General features: G+C 45.2%; 21 protein-coding genes. 12 read left to right on the top strand and 9 right to left on the bottom strand.

Annotated features, from left to right (window positions below):
• Positions 1–876 (top strand): amidohydrolase family protein, encoded by an 876-nt coding sequence (locus BIZ39_RS01830; RefSeq protein ID WP_187446198.1) that lies wholly within the window; start codon positions 1–3, stop codon positions 874–876.
• A 70-nt stretch (positions 877–946) separates the two neighbouring features.
• On the opposite strand, the gene BIZ39_RS01825 is transcribed toward BIZ39_RS01830, so the two are convergent.
• From BIZ39_RS01825 to BIZ39_RS01815, 3 genes are all read right to left on the bottom strand, one after another.
• Positions 947–2131: a mandelate racemase/muconate lactonizing enzyme family protein gene (locus BIZ39_RS01825; protein WP_014975676.1), complete on the bottom strand. Its 1185-nt coding sequence runs from the start codon at positions 2129–2131 to the stop codon at positions 947–949.
• A gap of 55 nt (positions 2132–2186) precedes the next feature.
• On the bottom strand, positions 2187–2954 hold the full coding sequence (locus tag BIZ39_RS01820; protein WP_187446197.1) for a class II aldolase/adducin family protein: 768 nt from the start codon (positions 2952–2954) through the stop codon (positions 2187–2189).
• A gap of 65 nt (positions 2955–3019) precedes the next feature.
• Positions 3020–3565: an NUDIX hydrolase gene (locus tag BIZ39_RS01815; RefSeq protein WP_061094210.1), complete on the bottom strand. Its 546-nt coding sequence runs from the start codon at positions 3563–3565 to the stop codon at positions 3020–3022.
• A gap of 227 nt (positions 3566–3792) precedes the next feature.
• Here BIZ39_RS01815 and BIZ39_RS01810 point away from each other — a divergent pair, with 227 nt between their 5' ends.
• The 5 genes from BIZ39_RS01810 to BIZ39_RS01790 all read left to right on the top strand — a co-directional run bounded on the left by BIZ39_RS01810 (position 3793) and on the right by BIZ39_RS01790 (position 11897).
• Positions 3793–4842, top strand: a complete 1050-nt coding sequence (locus tag BIZ39_RS01810) for an efflux RND transporter periplasmic adaptor subunit (RefSeq protein WP_187446196.1) — start codon at positions 3793–3795, stop codon at positions 4840–4842.
• A 14-nt stretch (positions 4843–4856) separates the two neighbouring features.
• Positions 4857–7964 carry an efflux RND transporter permease subunit gene (locus BIZ39_RS01805; protein WP_187446195.1) on the top strand — a complete coding sequence of 1036 codons (3108 nt, stop codon included), beginning with the start codon at positions 4857–4859 and terminating at the stop codon, positions 7962–7964.
• Between the two features lie 531 nt (positions 7965–8495).
• Complete coding sequence (locus BIZ39_RS01800; RefSeq protein ID WP_039224509.1) at positions 8496–8900, top strand: phosphate ABC transporter substrate-binding protein; 405 nt, start codon at positions 8496–8498, stop codon at positions 8898–8900.
• Between the two features lie 34 nt (positions 8901–8934).
• Positions 8935–10134, top strand: coding sequence for a topoisomerase IV (locus BIZ39_RS01795; protein ID WP_168533563.1), 1200 nt, complete (start codon positions 8935–8937; stop codon positions 10132–10134).
• Between the two features lie 143 nt (positions 10135–10277).
• Positions 10278–11897: a methyl-accepting chemotaxis protein gene (locus tag BIZ39_RS01790; protein ID WP_168533565.1), complete on the top strand. Its 1620-nt coding sequence runs from the start codon at positions 10278–10280 to the stop codon at positions 11895–11897.
• A gap of 166 nt (positions 11898–12063) precedes the next feature.
• Here BIZ39_RS01790 and rpoD read toward each other — a convergent pair whose 3' ends face one another.
• From rpoD to rpsU, 4 genes are all read right to left on the bottom strand, one after another.
• Entirely contained in the window at positions 12064–13896 is a 1833-nt protein-coding gene (rpoD, locus tag BIZ39_RS01785) for an RNA polymerase sigma factor RpoD (protein ID WP_014948265.1), read from the bottom strand.
• 481 nt (positions 13897–14377) lie between these two features.
• Complete coding sequence (gene dnaG / locus BIZ39_RS01780) at positions 14378–16156, bottom strand: DNA primase (RefSeq protein WP_049587032.1); 1779 nt, start codon at positions 16154–16156, stop codon at positions 14378–14380.
• Between the two features lie 204 nt (positions 16157–16360).
• Positions 16361–16807, bottom strand: a complete 447-nt coding sequence (locus tag BIZ39_RS01775) for a GatB/YqeY domain-containing protein (RefSeq protein WP_012517256.1) — start codon at positions 16805–16807, stop codon at positions 16361–16363.
• A gap of 235 nt (positions 16808–17042) precedes the next feature.
• Positions 17043–17258: a 30S ribosomal protein S21 gene (gene rpsU / locus BIZ39_RS01770; RefSeq protein ID WP_012517258.1), complete on the bottom strand. Its 216-nt coding sequence runs from the start codon at positions 17256–17258 to the stop codon at positions 17043–17045.
• A 520-nt stretch (positions 17259–17778) separates the two neighbouring features.
• Between rpsU and tsaD the strand changes: the two genes are divergently transcribed.
• Positions 17779–18804, top strand: a complete 1026-nt coding sequence (gene tsaD / locus BIZ39_RS01765; RefSeq protein WP_039224515.1) for a tRNA (adenosine(37)-N6)-threonylcarbamoyltransferase complex transferase subunit TsaD — start codon at positions 17779–17781, stop codon at positions 18802–18804.
• A 192-nt stretch (positions 18805–18996) separates the two neighbouring features.
• Positions 18997–20313 carry an ectonucleotide pyrophosphatase/phosphodiesterase gene (locus BIZ39_RS01760; protein WP_187446194.1) on the top strand — a complete coding sequence of 439 codons (1317 nt, stop codon included), beginning with the start codon at positions 18997–18999 and terminating at the stop codon, positions 20311–20313.
• Here BIZ39_RS01760 and plsY read toward each other — a convergent pair.
• Positions 20303–20905 (bottom strand): glycerol-3-phosphate 1-O-acyltransferase PlsY, encoded by a 603-nt coding sequence (plsY, locus tag BIZ39_RS01755; protein ID WP_014948270.1) that lies wholly within the window; start codon positions 20903–20905, stop codon positions 20303–20305. The genes BIZ39_RS01760 and plsY overlap by 11 nt on opposite strands.
• A gap of 282 nt (positions 20906–21187) precedes the next feature.
• On the opposite strand from plsY, the gene folB reads away from it, so the two are divergent.
• From folB to BIZ39_RS01735, 4 genes are all read left to right on the top strand, one after another.
• Positions 21188–21541, top strand: a complete 354-nt coding sequence (gene folB / locus BIZ39_RS01750) for a dihydroneopterin aldolase (RefSeq protein WP_014948271.1) — start codon at positions 21188–21190, stop codon at positions 21539–21541.
• A complete protein-coding gene (gene folK, locus BIZ39_RS01745) occupies positions 21541–22035 on the top strand; it encodes a 2-amino-4-hydroxy-6-hydroxymethyldihydropteridine diphosphokinase (RefSeq protein WP_187446193.1) in 495 nt (164 codons plus the stop codon). Before folB ends, folK begins: the two co-directional genes overlap by 1 nt.
• An 8-nt stretch (positions 22036–22043) precedes the next feature.
• On the top strand, positions 22044–22844 hold the full coding sequence (locus BIZ39_RS01740; RefSeq protein ID WP_014948273.1) for an undecaprenyl-diphosphate phosphatase: 801 nt from the start codon (positions 22044–22046) through the stop codon (positions 22842–22844).
• A 161-nt stretch (positions 22845–23005) separates the two neighbouring features.
• On the top strand, positions 23006–23377 hold the full coding sequence (locus BIZ39_RS01735) for a histidine triad nucleotide-binding protein (RefSeq protein ID WP_014948274.1): 372 nt from the start codon (positions 23006–23008) through the stop codon (positions 23375–23377).
• An 82-nt stretch (positions 23378–23459) separates the two neighbouring features.
• On the opposite strand, the gene BIZ39_RS01730 is transcribed toward BIZ39_RS01735, so the two are convergent.
• On the bottom strand, positions 23460–25154 hold the full coding sequence (locus BIZ39_RS01730; protein ID WP_187446192.1) for a dipeptidyl-peptidase 3 family protein: 1695 nt from the start codon (positions 25152–25154) through the stop codon (positions 23460–23462).
• Between the last annotated feature and the right edge of the window lie 250 nt (positions 25155–25404).

Genomic DNA, 25404 nt, shown 5'->3' with positions numbered 1-25404 from the left:
ATGAGCAAGCCTTCAATCACTTGGATAGATCCTCATATTCACTTCTTTGCCTTAAACGAAGGGCACTATAATTGGCTGAAACCAGCCAATGCCCCTTTTGGGCCAGATAAAAAAGCGATTGCAAAACATACTACAGAGCACATGCTCTATCGCGCGTCGTTAGGGCAGTTAGGCGGTTTTGTTCACATTGAAGCGGGTTACGATAACGAAAGACCCTGGCGTGAAATTGCGTTCTTGGAGCGTCATTGTACGCTGCCATTCCGTTCAGTTGGGTGTATCGATTTAACAGGAAATAATGTCGGTAGTCATATCGATAAGCTAAAGCGATACCACTCAATACGTGGGCTTCGTCACATATTAGATGACGATGCTAAAGCACTTTTACGCACCCCTAAAGTTAAATGGGGGCTTCATCATATGGCGTCGCAAGGCTTGTCTTTTGAAGCGCAGTTAAATCTTACAGATAGCAATGCTGTGCATGCGCTGCTAACGGTACTAGAACAAACACCCTCGCTAAAAGTGGCTATAAACCATGCCGCAATAGCGCCGATTGATGTAAATAGCTTTGCGTTTAAAACATGGCGGCAGAGTATTCGCGACTTGAATGAAACGCAGCAAGTTGTGTTTAAGTTCTCAGGATTAGAAATGCAAGATCGCCGTTGGCTGTGGCAGCGTGCGTCTTATATTTTTGAAACCTTGCTGGACACCGTTGGCACAGATCACATGATGTTTGCCAGCAACTTCCCGCTGTGTCAGTGGCGAATGCCGTATGCCGCGCTTTGGCACGGGTTCGTTGACATGACAACGCCGCTTTCTGTAACTCAAAAAGCGGCGCTGCTGTATGGTAATGCGAAGCGATGGTACGACATCGCATAAAGCTAGCGTACTTAAGCTGCTGAACTAGCCTAGGGTTTATTGCCTTCAATAAACCCGTTGGGTTTCAGCTTTATTTAAGTGCAGTTACCGTCATGTGCGGCGAGCGATAAACCACCTCATCGTTTAGATCGATACCAATTCCCGGTGTGTCAGGCGCTTCAATGAAGCCGTTTACTGGCTGAGGATCTTGAATGCAAAGTTCACGGTTCCAGTCTTTAATAGCGTAGGTATGGTGCTCGTGAATTAAGAAGTTTGGAATGGCCGTTTCTAGATGCAGGCTTGCCGCTGTCGCTACAGGGCCTCCGCAAACGTGAGCCTGAATACGTACATCGTAAATGTCGGCATAGTCACACACCTTTTTCGCTTCGGTGAAACCACCACAAAGGCCAACGTCAGGCTGAAGTACATCAATAGATTGGTCTTCAAGGTAAGGGCGTACATCCCAGCGGTGGTACAAGCGCTCACCGCCCGCAATAGGCACATTCACGTTCTTCGCTACTTTGTCGTGAAGCTTCGAGTTAAGGTAATTCACTGGCTCTTCGTAATATAGACAGCCAATTTCTTCAACGATGTCACCCAGCTGGATAGCCGTTGATGCACCTAATAAGCTGTGACATTCAAAGATGATGTCGCCATCTTCGCCCATTGTGTCTCTAATCGCCTGAAGACGGGCTTTGAACAGTTTAAGCTCGGGCTTAGTGAATAGTTTGGTTCTGTCGAAATGGGTGTTGCCGTCTTTATCGTAAACGATGGGGTCAACTTTAACCGCATCGTAACCATCTTTAAGTGCTTTTTCAGTGGCGCGAGCATAGTCAGCGGGGTCGTTAAGCTTGGTTACTTCTTTGTCCCAATCAAACTGTAGCTGGCTAGCGTAGCTACGGAGCTTGCCATTAGTTTTGCCACCCAGTAATTCGTAAACCGGTAAGCCAAGCGCTTTGCCTTTAATGTCCCAAAGTGCAGTATCAATAGCGCTCATCGCAGCATAAATAACCGGGCCGCCGCCTAATCCCCAAAAGCCTTCGCGCAGCATTCTCGACCACAGCAGTTCAGTGTGAAAAGGATTAAAGCCAATCAGCATGGCTTCGGCAATTTCTTTAATCATGTGTGCAGCGGCGCTGTGACCCCAATCGTAAGCCAGTCCTGCTTCGCCCACACCGGTAATACCTTCGTCGGTGTAAACGCGTACGAAAACCGGGTTCCACTGAGGGCGCTTAGGGCATTCGATATCAAAAATTTCTACTTTGGTGACTTTCATAATGTATAAACAATTCCTGTTTGAAATAAGTTGGCGTTTAGCTGGCTAAGCTAAATTATTCGCAGAAGCCCGGGTCTAGTTTGTAAGCTTTGCGAAGCATGGCAGGCCATGCTTTTTGTCCGCCCGTTTCGCCGCTGTGCACCACATTGGCCTGTGCGTATATGCCATCAATAATGCTTTGCGGTATCTCGATAACCTCTTCATTAGACTGCATCAGGGCAAGCTGAATTTCGCACGCACGCTGCAAATCATAAAAGCGCATAAAGGCGTCACCAACGGTGGGGCCAAGGGTTAGACCGCCGTGATTAGGCAAAAGCATGTGATTAGTGTCGCCAAGATCGTCCTGCAAACGTTTCTTTTCACTATCATCAACGGCTAAACCTTCGTAGCCGTGATAAGAAAGTGAAGGTAGTGAAAACATTGAATACTGGCTCCAGGGCTTAAGCCCGCCTTTGACAGATGCGACTGAGATTGTGGCTAGTGTATGCAGGTGAATAACGCATTGGGCATCGTGGCGCACTTTGTGGATAGCACTGTGAATGGTGAAGCCAGCGGGGTTTATGCCGTAAGGTGTATCGTCAAGGATGTTACCCTCTAAATCGACCTTAACCAGGTTAGAGGCGGTAACCTCGTCAAACGTCAGGCCAAAGGCGTTAACCAAGTAATGATCAGTGCCCGGTACCTTAGCTGAGATATGCGTGTAAATAAGGTCGCCCCATCGCATATCTGCCACTAACCGATAGCATGCTGCTAAATCGACACGAGTTTGCCATTCTTGTTCAGATACTTTGCCTTTGAGGCTTAAGGTTGGCAGTGAAAACAAGCCACTTCTCCTATTCTTTTCATGGTGACAATTTACCAATACCCGCAACAATGAACAATGCTTTGTCAGTGCTGCGTTATATCGAATTGGGTATAGCCATCGCGCAAGGGAATAAGATCGTCAGCGAAACGCATTGCGTCGTGGTCAAGGGTAAAGGGGTCGGCTTTTACGAGTTTTTTTATCTCTAATTTGGCCCAAGGAGGCGCATCGAAGGCGTCTTTAAGGGTCTCAATACCAGCATCTAAATCACAACCAAATATAGCCAATCCATTAGGTGTGGTGGATAAATATTGGGTAACTTCAACATTGAACCCAGTTTCTTCCCACGTTTCTCTGTGTGCAGTACAGGCGACCGACTCATGTTCAAGCAACCCTCCACCAGGAAAATCCAATTTACCTGAAAGACGGTGTTCTACTAACAGTACCTTGTTATTTGTTTTGACTAGGCACGCGGCAGCAATCAAAGGGGCTGGACTGTTTTCTCCGACTTGGTTTTGTTGAGATAAAAGCCTATCGGAAACGCGACAAACCGGCGCGTTGGGTGAAGACTGTGAACATGCGAAAAGCGTTAAAACAGCGAATATAGCTGATAAGCGAAATAAGATGACCATCGATTTGGGTAAAATACTCTAGAAGCTGTTTGTGATTGTTTTAAAAATAATCAATATTAAACGACAGACTCTACGCAAAAATAACACAACTAACAATAATAACGCAGTACACAATCTTAACGTATAGCGGCGCTTGCGAAGAATCGTAAGCGGATTTTGTGTACTTGAGTATCCTAAACGTTTTGAAAAATACGTGATGGGATACTTTTTTACCTATAGGAAAGGTTATGTCTTCACGATTATCTTTATCGCCTTTGTTGCTTGGCGTAGTACTACTTGCAGGTGTTGTAGTGTATTTGAATATGCCCGAAGAAGAGAGCGCGAGTAATAGTAGCGTGCGGGCGACGCCGGCAAAAACAGCCTTGGTATCATCACAGGCATTCCCCATTACGATTGAGTCATTAGGTACTGCTACCGCCAATGAGTCGGTGAATATTACCGCACAAGTCACCGATACCGTAAAAACGATTAATTTTGAAGACGGCGATAAAGCCACCGAAGGCGAGTTACTGGTTCAGCTAAACAATACGGAAGAACGCGCCAGGGTAGAGGAACTTAAGGCGAATATTGATGAGGCCAAACGCCAGTTCACGCGAATTTCTGACTTGCGTCAGTCAAACGCTACCTCTGAACAACTTCTTGACGAGCAGCAAGCACGGGTTAAAGCCTTACAAGCTCAGCTAGATGTTGCGCTAGCTCAGCTAAATGACTTGCAGATACGCGCTCCATTTAGCGGACTATTAGGTAATCGCGAAATCAGTATCGGCTCTTTGGTGCAACCTGGTGACACTATCACTACTTTAGATGACATCAGTCTAATTAAGGTCGATTTCAGTATTGCTGAAAATCACCTTGCAAGCGTGGCGAAAGGGCAGACATTAAGTGCATCTTCGGTGGCTTACCCTGGAGAAGAATTTACAGGGAAAATCACCAACATTGATACGCGCCTTGACCCAATTAGCCGCTCTATTCGTGTGCGTGCCACAATTGACAATAAAGACAATCGCCTGCGCCCCGGTATGCTGCTTACTGTGGTGGTAGAAAAGCGCGTGCTTAACACCTTGGTACTTCCGGAAAAGGCACTGGTTCCTGTACAAGACAAGCAATACGTGTATGTGGTTAATGATAACGTTGCACAGCAAACCGAAGTGGTGATTGGAGAGCGTCGTCCTGGGCTAGTACAAATTGTGAGTGGGCTAAACGAAGGCGACGAAGTCATTACCGAGGGCACACTTCGGGTGCGCGACCAATCTCCGGTTAATGTGTTAAACCGCTAAGGGAGCATATCGTCATGTTATTGTCAGACGTCTCTGTAAAGCGCCCTGTTTTCGCAACGGTTATTAATTTACTGCTGATCATTTTCGGTATTGTCGCTTTTACCATGTTGAGTTTGCGTGAATACCCTGATATCGACCCACCGATTGTCTCGGTGAGTACGACCTATACAGGGGCATCGGCTAATATTGTTGAGACTCGGATCACCCAGCTATTGGAAGATAGAATATCGGGTATAGAGGGGATAAAAAACGTTACCTCGACCTCTCGTAATGGTCGTTCAGACATTACCATTGAATTTAAGCTCTCTCGTGATATTGATGCTGCCGCGAATGACGTGCGCGAGCGAGTAAGTCGCGCACTCAATAACTTGCCTGATCAAGCTGATCCTCCTGAGGTGTCTAAAGCAAATTCCGATGAAAGTGCCGTGGTATGGTACAACTTGCGAAGCACAAACCTAAATACCATGGAGCTGACTGACTACGCCGAGCGCGTATTAGTGGATAGGCTTTCAATTGTCGATGGTGTCGCCCGAGTTCAAATTGGGGGAGGCAGGCGCTATGCCATGAAAGTGTTCTTAGACCGCAATGCAATGGCGGCAAGAGGTATTACGGTAAACGATGTAGAGCAAGTCATTCGCGCCGAGAATGTGGAATTGCCGGCGGGGGAAGTGGAAAGTACTGACCGTAACTTTGAAGTACGGGTTGCGCGAACCTTTCTTACGCCTGACGACTTTGCCGCGCTGACAGTTGCGATAGGCGACAACGGCTATCTTGTGCGGCTTGGCGAAATAGCCCATGTTGAATTAACCGCAGAAGATGACGAAACCGAATTTCGTGGTGATGGCGTCAATATGATTGGACTCGGTATTATTAAGCAGTCCAAAGCCAACACCTTAGACGTTGCCCGTGCAGCGAAAGCGCAAATTGAAAGAATAGAAGCCACCCTTCCTGATAATATTTTTATTGTACCCAGCTATGATTCGTCGGTATTTATTGAGGCGTCGATTGATGAAGTATATGAGACTTTAGGTATAGCGATGCTCATGGTGGTGATCGTTATTTACCTTTTCCTAGGTAATATTCGCGCCACGTTGATTCCGGCAGTGACCGTACCCGTTTCTATTATTGCCGCTTTTATCGTGATGTATGCACTGGGGTTTTCGATCAACCTTCTTACCCTGCTTGCTATGGTGCTAGCCATCGGTTTGGTGGTGGATGACGCCATAGTTGTGCTTGAGAACATCTACCGACGCATAGAAATGGGCGAACCACCTATTTTGGCCGCCTACCGCGGCGCTAAAGAAGTTGGGTTTGCGGTTATTGCAACAACGCTGGTGCTTATTTCTGTGTTTGTACCGTTGGTTTTCCTTGAGGGCAACATTGGAAGGCTATTTACGGAGTTCGCATTGGCCATAGCTGCTGCGGTAGCGTTTTCAAGCTTTACCGCACTTACGTTGTCGCCCATGATGGCGTCGAAAATCCTTAAAAAAAGAACCCGATCGTCTGGCTTTGGAAGTTGGATGGACAAGCAGTTCTCTAAACTAGAGAACGGCTACTTCAATACGCTAGGTAAAACGTTGCATCAGCCTATTTTGATGCTGCTTATGCTTGCTATTGCTATCGTTGCATTGGTACAGCTTTCTGAAAAAGTGCCTAGCGAGTTCGTTCCCAAAGAAGACAGAGGCAATTTCTTCATTTTGATGAACGCGCAGGAAGGGGCTAGTTTCGAAAGTAACGCAAAGAATCTCGAAAAGATTGAAAGTATCTTAATGCCTTACCGCGAGAGTGGGAAAATCAATCGCCTTTTGGTTAGAACACCTGGTTTCGGCGGTAATGCGGGTATCGCAATAGTGGGGTCTGCAGACTGGGATGAGCGAGATTTCAGTACATTTTCGCTCATGGATGAAATCAGCGCCAAACTTAACAGCGTGCCTGACGTTCGTGCTTTTGCCATCATGCGCAGCGGGATTTCTGGAGGAGGCCTCGGCCGTCCTGTTCAGTTCGTCTTACAAGGCGATACCTACGAAAATCTGGTTGAATGGCGAGACATTGTTCTACAAAAGGCAGCGCAGAACCCAAGGCTCATTCGACTAGACTCCGATTATAAAGAAACCTCACCACAGCTATTGGTGAATATTAACCGCGACAGGGCCGCTGATCTTGGGGTATCAATTAGTGATATTGGCGGCACACTGGAAGTGATGCTGGGTCAGCGTAGGGTGTCAACATTCCTTGATAGGGGCGAAGAATACGATGTCATCATGGAAGGTATAGAGGAAGATTTTCGAAGCCCTAACAGCATAGAAAATTTGTACGTGCGTTCATCCCGCGCTGGCGAGCTCATTCCTATGGACAATTTACTCACGTTTGAAGAGCAAGCCACGTCAGCACAGTTAAATCGCTACAACAGAATGCGTGCTGTCACTATTTCTGCCAACTTGGCGGACGGTTATACGCTAGGGCAGGCACTTGAATATTTAGAAAACATTGTAAGTACAGAGCTGCCTGACAATGTATCAATAGATTACAAAGGCGAGTCACAGCTGTATCAGGAAGCGGGTAATTCATTTGTATATGTATTTATGCTGGCACTCGCTGTCACTTACTTAATATTGGCTGCGCAATTTGAAAGCTGGGTGCACCCGCTAGTCATCATGCTGACCGTGCCGCTGGCGCTTGTTGGAGCCTATATCGGGCTATTCTTTAGCGATATGACGATCAATATATACAGTCAAATTGGTTTGGTTATGCTAATTGGACTTGCCGCAAAAAACGGTATTCTTATTGTCGAGTTTGCAAACCAGCTACGGGATGCCGGTATGGAGTTTGAATATGCGCTTAAACGCGCAGCCGCGCAGCGCCTACGTCCTATCGTAATGACCGGCTTCACTACGGTATTTAGCTCCTTACCACTTGTACTCGCGTCTGGACCAGGAGCAGAAAGCAGAATGGTTATTGGTATGGTCATTTTCTCTGGTGTTCTCGTTTCTGCCTTCATGACACTTTATGTTGTTCCCACCGCTTATAGTTGGCTGGCAAGAAACACCGGTTCTCCACTTCAACGAACAATGGAGATAGAGACGCTGGAGCAGTCAATCCCTTATAAAAAAGGCGAATCGTAACCATTATAGCGGGGTAAAGCCCGCTTAGCCTTTATTTTCGTTAATACACGCTCAACAAGGGCTGATTAAAAAAATATACAGGAAGGGGCTATAAGGGTTATCTTTCCGTATGTTTTTACATACGTAAATATCAGCGCTTATCACTAAGTGTTTTGTGGTGAAACCCCTTAACTTACTGAAAAAGATAAAATAATTTTCTTTTCACTGCTCTCATCATAAATTCTTATTTGTGGTCATAGTGCATAAAGGAATGTATTAGACATTTGTATAGTTGCTTAACTTACAACTTCTTCTACACTTCGCGCCAAAATCAAACGCTTGTATAAGTCATTAATTTTTAAATGCTAAAATTTTCACGCTCAAATTGGCGAATATGGCAATTGTGACCAATACTTACCCCGTTGTATGAGTATGAGCACACACGCACATGTTTGTCTCAAGCCGTTTAAAAGCTCCACTTTCCGTGCAAACGGGTTAGCAAGAAAGTTAAAAGCGAAGAGCAAGCATTCAACAGACTCTAGAGGACATATCATGAAGAAATGGATACTTGCAGCAGGATTGTGCTGTAACGTAGCTTTTGCCGATGTAGCAGTTATTGTTCATCCAAGTAACGCTGACACCCTCGACAAAGATAGTATTAGCCGTTTATTTCTAAATAAAGCAAAGGCGTTTCCAAGTGGTACGCAAGCCGAGCCAGTTGCGTTAGCTGAAGGCCAATCTGCCACTGATGAATTTAACGGCAAGGTATTAAACAAAACCGCAGCACAATTAACCGCGTTTTGGTCAAAACTAGTATTTACCGGTAAAGGTCAACCACCAAAAGCTCTGGGTAGCGATGCAGAAGTTGTATCTGCTGTAGCCGGAAACCCTGGCGCAATTGGTTACGTCGACGCTGGCGCTGTTAACGACAGCGTACGAGTAGTCGCTACCTTTTAACTGACCGTTTATACAAAGAATTTAAGGAACACGCATGAAAACCAAACTTGCTATCTTATCTATGGCTGGCCTGTTAGCTACTCCGGCACTGGCTGATATTCAAATCAACGGCTTTGCAAACCTTATTGGTGGTATGACACTAGACGATGACGAGTCAGTATACGATTACGACAGCGACTTTAACTTCGACCCTGCAAGTGTATTTGGCCTTCAGGTTCGTGGTGATGTTAGCGATAAGCTCTCTGCGACCGCCCAGCTGGTTGGTCGTGGTAGCGAAGATTACGACGCCGATTTTGAATGGGCGTACATGACCTATATGTTGAACAACAACTTCAACATCAGTGCAGGCCGTCTTCGCATGCCTTTATTTAAGTATTCTGCTTCATTAGATATCGGTTACTCGTATCACTGGCTTACACCACCAGATGCTGTATACGGCATTGACTTCAACAACATTGACGGTGTTCGTGTTGACTACATGAACTACTCAGGTGACTGGGAATATGGTGCACAGTTTACCGTTGGTCGTACTGAGGCTGATACCACCATTTCAGGAACACCTGCTGCGTTAGAATTGGAAAACGTGGTCGCTGTTTCATTTGAAGCAACACGAGATTGGTTCAGTGCGCGTACTTTGCTTGCACGTGCTAAAACAAGTGCTGCGAATGCTGACTTTGACACATTTGTTGGTGGTTTAAATCAATATGGTGCCTTTATTCCTGCGGCGTCTTTAGCCGCTGAAGGCCTGAGTGTTAACGAAGATACAGGTACCTTCTTTGAAGTGGCTGTTGATATCGATAAGTACGATTGGTTTGTGGGTGCAGAATTTACCCAAACAGAAGTTGATGGCTCTGTTATTGCCGATAATAAAGCATGGTACGTTACGGCGGGTATGCGCTTTGGCAAGTTTACACCACATATTACTTACGAAGTTGAAGAAGCGGATAATGGTACTCAGCTAGGTTTAATTGCTGCATTACCAGCTACGATTGCGACAGGCGATGCCGTGGTAGATGCTACGTGGAACGGCGCAAATGGCTCGTCGGGTATTTACCAAACTGCGGCAGGTATTGCTGCTCAACAGGAGCTAGACGTGTCTGCAGTTACTGTTGGTCTTCGTTACGACGTTGAGCCAGGTTTTGCACTTAAAACTGACGTGACTTGGTATTCAGATGATCTAAACGATCTAAATGATGCAACACTGCTTAAAGTAGGCGTAAACTATACGTTCTAACTACTCGTTATGGCCTTGCATTTTGGTGCGAGGCCATAATTTCATTAAAGATTTTAGCTAATGGGTAGATAAACTAGATATGATGTTTTTTCAGGTGAAACTGAAACGTAGTTAAGCAATTATAAAAAACAGTGGGATAGCTGATGAACTTTCTAAAAAAAATGCCAATTGCGACAAAGATTTTCCTCATTCCGGGGATCGCAGCGCTAAGTTTTATTATTTACTTGCTTATCACTGTCTATACCGCACTCAATAATGGTGCAACGCTAGAAAAAGTTCAGAAAGTTCAATTTCCTGCCCTTCAACTATCAGCATCGACCTTGGTTGATATGCAAAAGGTTCGCGATACCCTTGCGAGCGCAGTGACCACTGGTGATGAAGACACCCTTACTATGGCGCAAGAGCTCGCCGAAGAAGCAAAAAGCGGCTTAAACCACATTGCTTCTATTAGCCCTGAGTTTCGTAGTGAGATTTCCCGCATCTCCTCAGGCTTTGATAATTATTTCGATGTTGCCTACGACGTATCACAGTCTATGGTCAAAGGCACTGCCGACTTCAGTCGTTTAGGCGAACTCTCAGCCCAAATGAATCAGTCTTACGATGGTGCCATCGCTGCGATGTCTCAATTTCGTGATGCTCAACAGGCGGCATTTGAAGAAGCATTTAAAAACACAGACAGTGCCAATACCTCGCTAATTAGTACAGGCGTCATTTTAGCCGTGGTTGTGACTATATTGTTGTTTGGGACCGCGGTACCTATTGTTCGCGGCATTAAGCAAAGTATTGATGACGTGGTTCGTTCCCTGAAAGATATTGCTCAAGAAAACGGTGACCTAACGGTTCGTATAGAAACCAAAAGCGAAGATGAAATTGGCGAATTGGTGTATTGGTTCAACCAATTCATGGACAAACTGCAAGGCGTAGTGCGTGATGTGGTAGAAGCGAGTTTACCGCTATCAAACCTAGCGCAGAACTTACGCGGTGTAACGGAAGAAACTCAGCGCACTATTGATGTACAGCAAAAGTCCGCAACCAATGCTAAGCGTGCGGTAGATACGATGAGTGGCTCTGTTGACGGTGTTGCACATAGCGCAGCGCAGGCGGCAAGCGACGCTAACAAAGCGACAACAGCGGCCAGTGAAGGACGTCAAATCGTACAGCAAACCGTTACCAGTATTCAGCAGCTTGCTGAGAACGTACGCGAAACCGCTGACGTTATAGCTCGTCTAGAGTCTGACTCTAATAAAGTTGGCTCGGTGCTAGATGTGATTAAAGGCATTGCAGAGCAAACTAACTTATTGGCACTTAACGCCGCTATCGAGGCTGCAAGGGCGGGTGAACAAGGTCGAGGCTTTGCAGTGGTAGCTGATGAAGTAAGAACGCTAGCATCGCGCACACAGCAGTCTACGGAAGAAATTCAAAGTACTATTGAACAGCTTCAAAATGCTGCTCACTCAGCGGTAGAGGTAATGTCTCGCGGTACCGAACAAGCAACTAGCAGTGTAGAGACAGCTAATAAAGCGGGAAGCAGTCTAGAAACCATTACCAGTACTATTGGGCGCATCAATCAAATGAACGAGCAAATTGCGCACAATACCGAAGACCAGCGCACTGTAGCGGTTGACATAGTTCGTCACGTTGATGAAATTCATGAGCGTACCGAGCAAACGGCGAGCCGTTCAGGTGAATTAGGCAGCATGTGTAATGAGCTTGCTGACCTGGCGCAGCACCTTGAGTCAATTGCGAAGCAATTCAGAGTGTAACACCTTATCAAATGCTATTTAGGGCCTCCGCAAGGAGGCTTTTTTGTAGGCGCCAATTACATTTCAAAAGTCATTGTTACTAGCGTTAAGCGGAATTAGGATAAAACGAAGGCATAAAAAAATCCCCAGCCAAGGCTGGGGATTTTTAGTCAAAGCAATGCTTTTTCTATTCGTCTAAGAAGCTGCGTAGCTGCTCAGAACGGCTAGGGTGGCGAAGTTTGCGAAGTGCTTTCGCTTCAATCTGACGAATACGCTCACGGGTTACGTCAAACTGCTTGCCTACTTCTTCAAGGGTGTGGTCAGTATTCATGTCGATACCGAAGCGCATACGAAGTACTTTTGCTTCACGGGCGGTCAGGCCTGCTAGTACTTCCTGCGTTGCATCTTTCAAGCTACCGCCAGTTGCTGAGTCGAGGGGCTGAATAATCGTGCTGTCCTCGATAAAGTCGCCAAGATGTGAATCTTCATCATCACCGATAGGGGTTTCCATCGAGATTGGCTCTTTAGCAATTTTAAGTACCTTACGAATTTTGTCTTCAGGCATTAACATGCGCTCTGACAACTCTTCAGGAGTAGGCTCACGACCCATTTCCTGAAGCATTTGACGAGAGATACGGTTAAGCTTGTTGATCGTCTCAATCATGTGAACAGGGATACGGATAGTACGCGCCTGGTCAGCAATAGAGCGAGTAATCGCCTGACGAATCCACCACGTTGCATAAGTTGAGAACTTATAACCACGACGGTATTCGAACTTATCCACCGCCTTCATTAGACCAATGTTACCTTCTTGAATAAGGTCTAGGAATTGAAGACCACGGTTGGTGTACTTCTTAGCAATTGAGATAACAAGACGTAAGTTAGCTTCAACCATTTCTTTCTTCGCGCGGCGTGCTTTCGCTTCACCGATTGACATACGACGGTTGATGTCTTTGATATCTGCGATTACCAAGCCAGTTTCCTGTTCAACTTGGTTCATCTTGCTAATACAGCGCTCAATTTCTTCCTGATTTACAGCAAGGTCAGCGGCGTATGGTGCACCTGATTTAACTGCTTCATGTAACCATGCATTAGACGTTTCGTTGCCCGCAAATGCTTTGATGAAGTCTTTCTTCGGCATTTTTGCGTTAACTACGCAGAACTTCATTACTAGACGCTCTTGAATACGCACTTTGTCCATCATCTCACGCATGTTCTTAACCATGCGATCGAACTGTTTTGGAACTAGGCGGAATTCTTTGAAAACATCGCTTAATGCATTGATTTGCGTGCGAGAGTCAGCATGAGCACGGCCTTTCTTCTCGATAACTTCACGAGTTTTAAGGTATTGCTCACGAAGCTCAGTGAAACGCTCACGGGCTAACTCTGGGTCAACACCGCTATCGTCTTCGTCACTATCGTCATCATCTTCATCGTCGTCTTCATCATCTAACTCTTCTTCAGATAATTCAGAACCAACGTGAGTAGCCGTTGGAGCAAGGTCTTGCTCATCGTTAGGATCAACAAAGCCAGAGATGATGTCGCTCAAGCGAATTTCTTCTGCTTCGTAAAGATCCCACTGGTCTAATAGATAAGTGATAGCTTCTGGGTATTCAGCAACTGAACATTGTACCTGGTTGATACCATCTTCAATTCGTTTAGCGATTTCAATTTCGCCTTCGCGAGTAAGAAGTTCAACCGTACCCATTTCACGCATGTACATGCGAACTGGGTCGGTCGTACGGCCAATTTCACTTTCTACAGTAGCTAGTGCCTGAGCTGCCGCTTCTGCAGCATCTTCATCAGCATTCGCTTCTTGCATGAGAAGTTCGTCTGCATCAGGAGCTGATTCAGAAACTTGAATTCCCATGTCGTTAATCATGCGGATTATGTCTTCGATTTGATCAGAATCGACAATATCTTGCGGCAGGTGGTCGTTTACTTCTGCAAAGGTTAAGTAACCTTGCTCTTTACCTTTTGCAATCAGGAGTTTAATCTGAGACTGCTTGCTTTGCGCCATATAACCTACACTTCTCACATTCAATTAGTTTGCAATAGAAAAGACAACATACGTCTAGGTATGTTCTCCGTTCTGCTGTAGTACTGCTTTTGTATCAAGGCCGTTAATGCTCGATGCCACGCTGGTCTAAACCATTATGTTGCGATGCACATCTGCTCGGGTTCGGATCTGCCCGTTATGTTCGGCTATATCTTTGCTACTCGTGCTGCTGTATTTTTGTTCACTTTATAGTGAATGAGACACGTTTATCTGTGCCCACAGCGAATTAGCCAGTATAGCAGAATAAACGGTGGTTTTACCAGATTGATGGCCGATTTTTTAGCCAGTGTTTTTAAGCTATAAAACAGCGCGTATTCCAGACAGCGCGTATTTTAGCTAAACTAATCTTGTTAACTTAATCTCACCAACATAAGTGTTTAAAAAAGCCTTGTGCAAAAGCCTACAGAAGAACAGGCTAACCTCTAGGTCAGTTTGCCCAAGGTTAACTCTTCTGCCTTTCCCTCATAAGCAGGTTCAATTCCTGTTTTTCCGCCTGTGTCAGCGGCTGAACCCGCGAGCGTGAAATTAAGGTTTCAATGCGGCTATCGAAATGCCCGTCCAGTAAGCGAGCGAAGCTGTCGTTGTAAACCCGTTCAGCATCCTCGTCTTTAACCAAGTGTTCTTGTAACAATAATTTCGCGATAGTAGAAGAATGGGGATGGTCGCGGAAATTTTCAACAAGCTGCGCGGTTTTTGCTTGAGGGTGACTCACGCAATAGCGATGCACATCGCGTAATAAATCCATGCCAGCAGCGTTGCTGCCCGCAAAAATATCAATTTGAACGTCTTCACATAGTGTGGCTAATTCAGGTTTATCAAGCAGCAAGCGTATCAGCATGCGAAGCGGTGATAGTTTAGGCTTGTTTACTTGATTGCGATTCGGAGAATAAGCTTGCTTCGAACCTTGATTGGCTTTGGTGATATCTTGCTGAAGTTTAAACCGATCGAACTCGCCAGTGTGCTTGGCTAGTTCTTCCAGCAGCATTTGCTTTTGATCATCACCTAATGTGCTTTCGATAAGCGGCATTGCCGCTTTCTTAAGGGCAATTTTACCTTCTGGCGTGCCCACATTGTGCGTCTTTAATAAGTTTTCAAAGAAGAAGCGGGATAACGGCATAGCGTCATCTAGCATTTCCATAAACGCATCTTTCCCCACCTGACGCACCATCGTGTCAGGATCCTCGCCGTCGGGTAAGAATAAAAACGAAATACGCACGCCGTCTTTTAACGCGGGCAGGGCGTTTTCTAACGCGCGCCATGCAGCTTCACGCCCTGCGCGGTCACCGTCATAACAGCATACAATGTGAGACGTAGCGCGAACCAGCATTTGAATATGTTCAGGTGTGGTAGCTGTACCTAGCGCAGCAGTAGCAATATTAATGTCGAATTGACTTAGCGCCACTACGTCCATATAGCCTTCTACAATAACGACGGTATCCAGGCTACGATTTTTTTGTCTGGCAGAATAAAAGCCAAAGAGCTCACTGCCTTTGTGGAAAATGCGGGTTTCTGGCGAGTTTAAGTATTTAGGGCCGCCGTCATCTAATACTCGGCCGCCGAAACCCACAACACGACCCCGTTTGTCCCGGATAGGAAACATAATGCGGTCGCGGAAGAAGTCGTAGGTACGCCCTTGGTCGTTTTTATTGACCAGCTTTAAATCGACCAGCTGCTTGATGCGCTGTGGATCTTTGCCAAAGGTATTTAGCAACGCGTCCCAACTGTCTGGTGCGTAGCCAATTTCCCATTGCTTAACGATATCGCCGCTTAATCCACGGTTTTTCAAGTAGTCGATGGCTTTTTTGCTATTACCATTTTGACGTAACTGGTGCTGGAAGAACCGCGCAACTTGCTCCATGACTGCATAATCGTCTTGCTGTTGCTGCTTTTTCTCTTCGCTCATGGCAGGGCGACTGCCCTTTTCACGGGGGACTTCAAGCCCGTGATAGCGCGCTAGCTCTTCTATCGCCTCGACAAATTCTAAGCGGTCGAACTCCATAATAAACGAGATAGCGTTACCGTGAGCGCCACAGCCGAAACAGTGGTAAAACTGTTTGTCTTGACTAACAGTGAAAGATGGCGACTTTTCGTTATGAAAAGGGCAGCACGCTTGGTAGTTTTTACCTGCTTTTTTAAGTTTAACTCGGCTATCTACTACTTCTACCACATCGGTACGTGACAGCAGGTCGTCTATAAAATCGCGAGGTATCTTTCCAGCCATGAGGGTACTTTCAAAAAGGGTTAGTTAAAAAAGATTCAGTTCAAAAAGAATGAGAAAAGCACAAATCGTAACTGCGCTTCAAGCGACAGGCTACAACATTATGAAAACAGTAATCTACTTTAACAGGGAAGTGTAAAAATGAGAACAATGAAGGTGTGACAATGCACACCTTCTACACGCTTCTCTTTTACGAAAGGGCAGAGTTTAAGCGTTCAAACGCGCCTTAATTTTTGCACTCAAAGCACCCATGTCGGTGCGGCCTTGAACCTTAGGTTTCAAGGCGCCCATGACTTTACCCATATCCTGCATACCCGATGCTCCGGTCGCAGCCATGGTTTCGTCGATAAGTGCATTTAGCTCATCGTCAGTCAAAGGCTGAGGTAAGAAATCTTCAATGTAAGTGATTTCTTCACGCTCTTTGCTAGCTAGGTCGTCGCGATTGGCTGCGTCGTATTGCGCGGCGGCGTCTTGGCGCTGCTTAACCATTTTGGTTAGTACCGCTAAGATTGCACTGTCGTCTAGCGTAATTTGCTCATCGATTTCTTTTTGTTTAATGGCAGCCATTGCCATACGAATAGTACCAAGACGTACTTTTTCTTTTGCACGCATCGCATCTTTTTGCGCAGCTTTTAAATCATCAATTAGTGCCATGATGTTTCCTGATTTTTTATTAGTAGAGTTCATACCAATCCGCATAGATCATTGCCCACTCAGAAGATAATCATCTATGCGGACTGGTATTATTAAGCCCCAGGTTGAAAATCAAATGCAACCATTTGAAAAGGAAAAAATGGAGTCGATAAGAATAAGGCCAAAAAATAGAGGCCCAGAAACGCGAAAGGTGCTGCAATTGCAACACCTTTCAGACTCGTTACTTAACCCTATATTAGTAGAGTTTTACGCGACGTGCGTTTTCACGAGCTAGCTTCTTAAGATGACGCTTCTTAGCGGCAGCTTTCTTGCGCTTGCGTTCCCAAGTTGGCTTTTCGAAGAATTCACGACGACGAACTTCAGAAAGAACACCTGCTTTTTCACAAGAACGCTTAAAACGACGCAGCGCCACATCAAACGGCTCGTTTTCTCTAACTTTAACGATAGGCATTAAACACTCACCTCAAAACTTTTACTGTGTAAATCCGGGTAAAATTGTGCGCTAAAAAGGCCACCCGGGTTAAAAATGGTGCGAAATTCTAATCATATCTACAGAGAAAGTAAAGGATGAATTGCCAAAAAATAGCCAATATTGTGCATTTACCGTTCATTTACCTGTTCACTGGCATTCCATGAATGCAGGATTAAAGGTAAACTCTGCGCTCGTTAAGCACCGTGTTGTTTAACTCGGCTTGTATAAGCGCCCTTTTCAGAATGTTCTCTTGCTTAATTCCCTTTTGAAAAATGGTGATCAAAAGTGTGGAATCAGATGATCCTGACTAGGGTAGTGTTATGATCGCGGCGGGATCATAAAGATGATCGCATCAGATCGCCAGAATTATTTTCTCAGTTTTTGATATTTGCTTAGTCATTATGGCTCTCAACAATTGTGTGAACACGTGTTGTGATAAAAAGACGACAGCAAATCCAAAAACGAAGCATTGAAGTTAGTAGTAAAAGGGTTACTCCCCATGCGTATTTTAGGAATAGAAACATCTTGTGACGAAACTGGCATCGCCGTTTACGACGATGAAAAAGGGTTGCTGTCGCACGAACTATATAGCCAAGTAAAGCTGCACGCAGACTATGGTGGTGTTGTGCCTGAACTTGCGTCACGGGACCACGTGAGAAAGATCATTCCTTTAATTGAAAAGGCTATGGAAGACGCTAACACCCAACCATCAGAGATCGACGGCGTTGCTTTTACCCAAGGCCCCGGTTTAGTGGGCGCATTGTTAGTGGGTTCGTCTGTCGGGCGTTCATTGGCCTACGCGTGGAATGTGCCAGCAGTGGGCGTTCATCATATGGAAGGGCATTTATTAGCGCCTATGCTTGAAGACGACGCACCTGAATTTCCTTTCGTTGCTTTATTGGTTTCAGGTGGCCACTCAATGCTAGTTAAAGTCGAAGGCATTGGTCAATATGAAGTACTTGGTGAGTCTATTGATGATGCCGCTGGTGAAGCCTTTGATAAAACCGCCAAGTTACTTGGCCTTGATTACCCAGGCGGCCCTCTTTTAGCAAGATTGGCTGAAAAGGGAGAAGCGGGACACTATAAGTTTCCTCGCCCGATGACCGACAGACCAGGACTAGATTTCAGTTTCAGTGGTTTAAAGACCTTTGCGGCGAACACCATTCGCGATGCTGACCTAACCGGTGGTGATGCTGAGCAAATAAAAGCGAATATTGCCTACGCGTTTCAAGAAGCAGTAGTTGATACGCTTATTATAAAATGTAAGCGAGCATTAAAGCAGACTGGCATGAAGCGTTTGGTTATTGCTGGCGGCGTAAGTGCAAATACGATGTTGCGCAGTGAGATGAAAGCCCTGATGCAAGAGCTAAAAGGTGAGGTGTTTTATCCTAGCTTAGCGTATTGTACAGACAATGGTGCCATGATTGCCTATGCGGGCATGCAGCGTTTGAAAGCAGGGGAAACCTTGGCCTTGTCTTCACAAGCCAAGCCGCGCTGGCCCCTTGATACTTTATCGGCGATTTAGGTATTCATAAAAAACCGGTAATTAGGCGCCACACCTCGTTGTAAACGCTACTATGTCTTCCCTAAGTTCACTGGGGAAATATTGAGCATAGCAAGCAGGTAAAACAAAAAAGCATAAATAAAAGGCAATGGGAGCGCATTCCATTGCCTTTTGTTTTACTAAAATGAACATTGAGTAAGGACGTTAAACACCATGCGCTTAGCAACAGACGGAACAAAACAAAATGCACTGCTATTCTATTTAGCATTGTCGTTATTTATTTCGCTTACCTTTGCAGCGCTCACTGCGTCCAATGCATTTGCATCAAGCAAAGCACCCTTGAATGACCTTGTAAAAGGCCTGAAGCAAGAGCAGCAAGATCAGTATGTCGTGCTCATTTCTCTTGATGGATTTCGCCACGACTATATCGAATTACACAACGCGCAACACCTTGGTGCTATTGCAAAGAAAGGGGTAAGAGCGTCGTCTATGACCCCTGTTTATCCTTCAAATACCTTTCCCAACCATATTTCACTTATCACTGGGTTATTACCGAAACACCACGGCATCGTGAACAATCGATTTTTTGATAAGTCTCGCCCAACGAAAGAAGGCTACGCGCAGTACAAGCTGGGTTACGGCGGCATGGACAGCACGTGGATTACGGCAACGCCGCTATGGAACTTAGTGGAATATCATGGCATGAAGGCAGCTACCTTCTTCTGGCCAGAGTCTGATTCACGCATATCAGGTACCTTGCCTAGCTACTTCTATCACTACTCTAAATACGCCGATTACCAGCAGCGGGTAGATCAAATTATAACTTGGTTGAAACTGCCTGAGGTGTCGCGCCCTCGCTTTATTGCGGGTTATTTCTCGCTTACCGATTCGGTTGGACATGATGAAGGACCTTTTGCCGACAAAACCAATGATGCGGTGCAGGAAGTGGATGCGCTTATTGGTCAACTTTATGAACGCATTAACGCATTAGATTTGCCGGTAAACTTGGTAGTGGTGTCGGATCACGGCATGACACCCATTGATGAAAGTCAGCTTATAGAAGTTGAGTCTTTATCTATACCTGATAGCTTCATTATTGAAAATGAGGGAGCGCAAGTTCATCTTTACGCCAAAGTGGGCGTGAACGATAAACAAATCACCGAAGAAACAGAACGTCTTACCCATATAGCCGAAAACCGTTACATTGTGCTCAATGATACCCAGCGCGCTGAGCGACATATGGAAGTGGGAAATAGAACCGGCGATATTATTATTGAGATAGCCCCGCCAGCACGCTTTAAAAACGCCAACAGCATGCATATTAGTAAAGGTGGGCATGGCTACATGAACACGCTGCCTGATATGGGGGCGACATTTGTTGCAGTGGGACCTGCGTTTAAAACGAATACCACCCTACCTGTGTTTAGCAACCTGGAGGTTTATCCTGCGTTGGCCAAAATACTTGGCATTGCGCCGGTTACGCCGATAGATGGTAAGTTAGATGTGCTGGAAAAGGCGCTTACTCTTTAACTTTTCCCTTATCCCATACTTTACTTTCATTGCCCGCTAAAAGACGGGCAATGTTGTCTTTGTGGCGTAGAATGATAAGCAGCGAAAGCATTGCCACGGGCACGGTATATAAAGGCTTAATCAAAAATGTAAATAACGGCGCAAGAGATACTGCGATAAGCGCGCCCAATGAAGAATAGCCTGTAAGAAACACCACTACTACCCAACTCAAAATAAGCAAACCTGCTAAATCGAGCCCAATAGGCAGCATAGCGCCAAACGCAGTGGCGACGGCTTTTCCACCTTTGAAACCAAAATAGAGCGGAAAGATATGCCCTAAGCACGCAAAAATAGCAATGACGCCTAACATAATTGGCTCTATGCCCAGAAAGTAACTGCCGTAAACGGGAATAGTGCCTTTTAGTATATCCATGACAAGCACGAGGAGTGCTGGAACACGACCGCCCAGTCGATACACATTGGTAGCACCTGGGTTTTTAGAGCCGGCGGTTCGTGGGTCTGGTAAACCAAACAGCTGGCTTATAACCACAGCACTTGAAAGTGAACCGAAAAGATAGGCAACAGCGATCATCAAAAGAGTTAGCGAAATCATTTTGTCATTCTAATTATTAAAAATATTGCCTTTTATTACGTTAAATTTGGTGTGTGCAAGTTCAACGGGGGGGTAGTCGCATTAAATTGTGAAACCTTGGTTGCTCCCAGTTGTCATACAGCGGTATAGTTGTGCCACACAAGCGTAAAGCTACTCCATCCAAACGCGATATACCACCGTTTACCAGCAATATGTGGGTGAAAGCGCAGTAGTAAGACCAGTAGTAGGACCAATAAAAACGGCGAAAAACTGGTTTGATAACAGTACAAGATGAAAAATTCCATGGGAAAAATTTATATAACAGGGCTTGAAGTAGACACCCTGATTGGTGTTTATGATTGGGAGCGAGTAAGAACCACCCAGCTACTTCTTGATGTAACACTTGATGTTGATTTAAGCGCTGCGATGCAAAGCGACGATGTTGCAGACACTGTAGACTATGCAAAAGTGGCAGAGTGTATTGTAGAAGTAGGCAAAGAAAGCACATTTGAGCTACTTGAAGCTCTAGGTAATAAAGTGATGGACGCCGTTCTTGATAATTTCACCGTTGCGTCAATAACGCTTAAAATTGTTAAGCCTAATATCCTTCCCAATGCGCAAACGGTTGCTGTTGAAATGCGTAAAGAGCGCAATTAATGTCACAACACACCATCTTAATCAGCATTGGCTCTAATATTGAACGTGAGCATTACACCAAGCAATCTTTAGTTGCCCTGAAAAAGCACTTCTCAGATGTTGCAGTGTCTTCGGTCTACGAGAGCGAAGCGGTGGGCTTCAATGGAAGCCCTTTTTATAACGCCGCTGCTCGGGCGACGACATCAAAAAGTATAGAAGAGGTGTGCGCAATTCTTAAAGCCATTGAAAAAGACAATGGTAGGGTGCATACAGACAAAAAATTCTGTGCCAGAACCCTTGATCTCGACTTGCTTACCTATGATAGTAAGGTGACCACAACCCCTGTGGTTTTACCTCGCGAAGAGATTTGCTACAACGCGTTTGTGCTTTGGCCGTTAGCTGAACTTGTTCCCAACGACATTCACCCTGAAACGCAAGAAACCTATGCCAAAATGTGGCAAAACTTTGATAAACAGAAACAGCAATTATGGCCGATTGACTTTACTTGGAGTTAAGCAAAGGAATGACACTTTTTGAAATTATTATTTTAGCAATTATTCAAGGCGTTACTGAATTTCTTCCTATCAGCAGCTCTGGACACTTGTTGTTGCCCGCTGAACTTTTTGGTTGGGTAAGTCAGGGCTTAGCGTTTGATGTCGCCGTTCATGTGGGAAGCCTGCTTGCGGTTATGATCTATTTTCGTCAAGAAATCGCTCAGATGACCGTAGCTTGGGTAACACAAGGGTTTAGCAAACAACAATCTACCGACAGTAAGCTTGCTTGGTACGTTATTGTGGCAACTATTCCAGCGGTTATTATTGGCTTTTTAATGAAAGGCTGGATAGAAGAAAACGCACGTACAGCGCTGGTAATAGCGGGTACCACTATTATTTTTGGTTTGCTGCTATGGTACGCCGATGCCACTGCAAAACGCGAACAAGAGCTTGAAGGACTGACACTTAAGCAAGCCATCTATATCGGGTTAGCCCAAGTATTGGCACTCATTCCTGGTACATCTCGCTCAGGTATTACGATGACCGCAGGTTTGATGTTAGGCCTTAAGCGCGAAGCGTGTGCACGCTTTTCCTTTTTGCTGTCTATTCCAGTTATTTTAGGCGCGGGGCTTTTAGCCACTCTCGACCTGCTTAATGCCAACGAAGCGGTAGACTGGTATGCGTTGCTTTATGGCGCGGCGTTTTCATTCGTAAGTGCATACCTTTGTATCTATTTGTTCCTAAGCTGGATATCGCGTATCGGCATGCTGCCTTTTGTTATCTATCGCTTGGCGTTGGGCGTAATACTACTGTGGTTTGTTTTCGCTTAAGTAAAGAAAAAGGGCGCTATTCTTCGTATGAGGGGGTTATTCGCATGAGAATGTGCCCCAGCGCCGCACAATAGCACTTAATTTTTAATTATGTTCGCAGGCAAATGTTTTAACACCGCTAACATAATTGGTAATCACCTAATTGGTAAGGGAAGTGAGATATGGCAGAAACAATATTTGACAAAATCATCAGCAAGGAAATTCCAGCGGATATATTGTACGAAGATGAATTGGCGCTGGCGTTTAAAGATATAAACCCTCAGGCACCGACTCACTTTCTGGTTATTCCGAAAAAGCAAATTGCAACGGTAAATGATATAGCCGAAGAAGATCGCGAAGTGGTGGGGCACTTGTCATTTGTTGCAGCAAAAATTGCAAAGGAGCAAGGGTTTGCTGACCAAGGCTTTCGTACGGTAATGAACTGTAATGAATACGGTGGTCAAACGGTATATCACATTCACCTTCACGTGTTGGCAGGCAAACCGCTAGGCTGGCCTCCTTACACTGAAAATATGAAGCAACACGTAGAGTAGCGTGGAAAGATAGGAATACAAAAATGCCGCCCTTGATAGTTATCTCAGGGCGGCATTTTTATTTTATGAGTACAGTACTTACTTAGTTAGCAAGCCCCAGTACTTTCTTACCTTGGTTGAAGTGAATATCAACTGGAATGCTCGCTGCCTCTAGGCGCGCTAAATCTGAAGCAAGATCGGGTTTAATTACACCCATAGTTTCTACTAGCTTCGCTACGCCATCGTAATCGCCGTCACCTTGTAACGTAAGGATTAGTTCAGATAGTGCTTCTACTGCGGCGCCCATCTTCTCCATATTTACGCGATACATGCCGTCTTCTGTTTTCTCGAAGGCGCCTTGCTGGGCAAAGAAGTTAAAGCGGATCATGTTCGCTTTTCCGTGTGCAGAGCTTGCGCCGAAGCGCACAGAACGGAAGATGCCAGCCATAAAGGTAACGTAATAATCTTCTAGTGTACCTTCAGTGATTTCACCTTTTTCAAGAAGACTTTGCACCATGTACAAACCTAGAATATCCGCTTTGCCTTCTTCAAGAGCCGACGCATGCTCTTTAAGTGCTCCGCGCACAGTCCCTGAACCATCTAGAGTATTCTTAATCCCTAAACCGTGTGCCACTTCATGAAACATGGTGTTCGCGAAAAAGGCGTCGAACGTAATGTGTTCACGTTGCTCTGGTACAATTAACGTATCCGCAATAGGCACCAAAATTGTATCGAACTTTGCACGCATTGCGTTTTTAAGCTGCAGACGGCGGGTACCTTTTTCTAGCTGTACTCGCTCGTCATTGGGCAAGTTAATTGCAATGGTCTTACTGCCTGCATTAGAGTGGCCGGCATAATAAATAACATCATAAGCGTTAAGGTCTGCATCAGAACCTGGCATTTCCGCTTTATATGCCTTAGCAACCGGAAGGCCTTGCTGTAATTCAGGTAAGAAGGCCGCGTATTTAGCTAGCTTTTCACTCCATGCTAAATCTTTAATGAGTACATAGGCTTCAAACGCTGCGCGATAGCCAAAGAGCTGATCTTCGTAGCTTTCAATAGGACCGATAACCAGCTCAACAGGGTTGGTTTTCATATCCATCCACGCCATGTCAGAAGCCAGGTAGTCGTTTGATAGTAGGGCTTCAGAACGCAGCTGCAAATATTGTTTAAAGCTTTCATCTTCAGCAAGCTCTGACGCTTTTTTAAGTAAGTCAGACGCCTTCATTAATTCGCTTTTAAAGGCTTCAGAATAAGGAACCGAATAAAGGTTGCCCGCTTCATCGCGCTTCACCATGGAATAAAGGCCTTGTTTGTCGCCAAAATCTGCCGTGGCAAATTCCTCTTTTTCCATATCATGGGGGTAGAACTCAGCGCCCAGCGCTTTGTCTTCATAGCCACTTAAAAAAGGCGTATCGCCATTTAAGCGATCCCAAGGTCCATAGTTTATCGCTGCAAAGTGGCGAACTTTTTCGTCACTAATTGACGAAAGAAATGCATCTTTATCTTCAAAGAACGCTTGTTTCCAGAACAAGTCGTCCATGATTTTCGATGCATCAATTAACAGTGAAAGCATTTTGTGTTGATTGTCACTAAGGTGTGACAAATCGCTGGTAAGATCTACGCCGTGATAAATAGACAAGCGAGACTCATCAACAAGTAAGGTTTGCTCAGAAGCGGTTTCAGGCTTTGCTGTTTGAGTTGGTGTTGTATCGGCGCTTTTGCTGCACGCGGTCAGCATAAATAAACCCGCTACTGCAGCTGCAATAGGAGAATAAGTTGTAATTGTTTTTTTCATAATGACTCTTACCGTGTGGTTTAACCGCATTGATTTACAGTATGCGGGGCGGTGAATAGATAGCTCACTATAGCTATGCTTTTGATTTAATACAAAAGTATGAAAAATATTTGCTTAATATCAATAGTGGTTTGCTACCGGTTGACTATACTTTTAAAAAAAGCTCTGGTGGTTCTACCGTTGCTAATAATTCGCATCGACACTGTATTTTTTAGTTGGTCGAAACTAAAGCGCTACTATAGTATGGTGA

The sequence above is a fragment of the Alteromonas sp. BZK5 genome, assembly GCF_014349115.1.
Taxonomy (GTDB): Bacteria; Pseudomonadota; Gammaproteobacteria; order Enterobacterales; family Alteromonadaceae; genus Alteromonas; species Alteromonas macleodii.
Note: the sequence above shows the minus strand (reverse complement) of the source record. Positions and strands in the feature narration are given on the sequence as shown.

Bases quoted from the DNA above. Each gene is read 5' to 3' on its own strand.
- BIZ39_RS01830 (WP_187446198.1), top strand. From the start codon at position 1: ATGAGCAAGCCTTCAATCACTTGGATAGATCCTCATATTCACTTCTTT.
- BIZ39_RS01825 (WP_014975676.1), bottom strand. From the start codon at position 2,131: ATGAAAGTCACCAAAGTAGAAATTTTTGATATCGAATGCCCTAAGCGC.
- BIZ39_RS01815 (WP_061094210.1), bottom strand. From the start codon at position 3,565: ATGGTCATCTTATTTCGCTTATCAGCTATATTCGCTGTTTTAACGCTT.
- BIZ39_RS01810 (WP_187446196.1), top strand. From the start codon at position 3,793: ATGTCTTCACGATTATCTTTATCGCCTTTGTTGCTTGGCGTAGTACTA.
- BIZ39_RS01805 (WP_187446195.1), top strand. From the start codon at position 4,857: ATGTTATTGTCAGACGTCTCTGTAAAGCGCCCTGTTTTCGCAACGGTT.
- BIZ39_RS01800 (WP_039224509.1), top strand. From the start codon at position 8,496: ATGAAGAAATGGATACTTGCAGCAGGATTGTGCTGTAACGTAGCTTTT.
- BIZ39_RS01795 (WP_168533563.1), top strand. From the start codon at position 8,935: ATGAAAACCAAACTTGCTATCTTATCTATGGCTGGCCTGTTAGCTACT.
- BIZ39_RS01790 (WP_168533565.1), top strand. From the start codon at position 10,278: ATGAACTTTCTAAAAAAAATGCCAATTGCGACAAAGATTTTCCTCATT.
- rpoD (WP_014948265.1), bottom strand. From the start codon at position 13,896: ATGGCGCAAAGCAAGCAGTCTCAGATTAAACTCCTGATTGCAAAAGGT.
- dnaG (WP_049587032.1), bottom strand. From the start codon at position 16,156: ATGGCTGGAAAGATACCTCGCGATTTTATAGACGACCTGCTGTCACGT.
- BIZ39_RS01775 (WP_012517256.1), bottom strand. From the start codon at position 16,807: ATGGCACTAATTGATGATTTAAAAGCTGCGCAAAAAGATGCGATGCGT.
- rpsU (WP_012517258.1), bottom strand. From the start codon at position 17,258: ATGCCTATCGTTAAAGTTAGAGAAAACGAGCCGTTTGATGTGGCGCTG.
- tsaD (WP_039224515.1), top strand. From the start codon at position 17,779: ATGCGTATTTTAGGAATAGAAACATCTTGTGACGAAACTGGCATCGCC.
- BIZ39_RS01760 (WP_187446194.1), top strand. From the start codon at position 18,997: ATGCGCTTAGCAACAGACGGAACAAAACAAAATGCACTGCTATTCTAT.
- plsY (WP_014948270.1), bottom strand. From the start codon at position 20,905: ATGATTTCGCTAACTCTTTTGATGATCGCTGTTGCCTATCTTTTCGGT.
- folB (WP_014948271.1), top strand. From the start codon at position 21,188: ATGGGAAAAATTTATATAACAGGGCTTGAAGTAGACACCCTGATTGGT.
- folK (WP_187446193.1), top strand. From the start codon at position 21,541: ATGTCACAACACACCATCTTAATCAGCATTGGCTCTAATATTGAACGT.
- BIZ39_RS01740 (WP_014948273.1), top strand. From the start codon at position 22,044: ATGACACTTTTTGAAATTATTATTTTAGCAATTATTCAAGGCGTTACT.
- BIZ39_RS01735 (WP_014948274.1), top strand. From the start codon at position 23,006: ATGGCAGAAACAATATTTGACAAAATCATCAGCAAGGAAATTCCAGCG.
- BIZ39_RS01730 (WP_187446192.1), bottom strand. From the start codon at position 25,154: ATGAAAAAAACAATTACAACTTATTCTCCTATTGCAGCTGCAGTAGCG.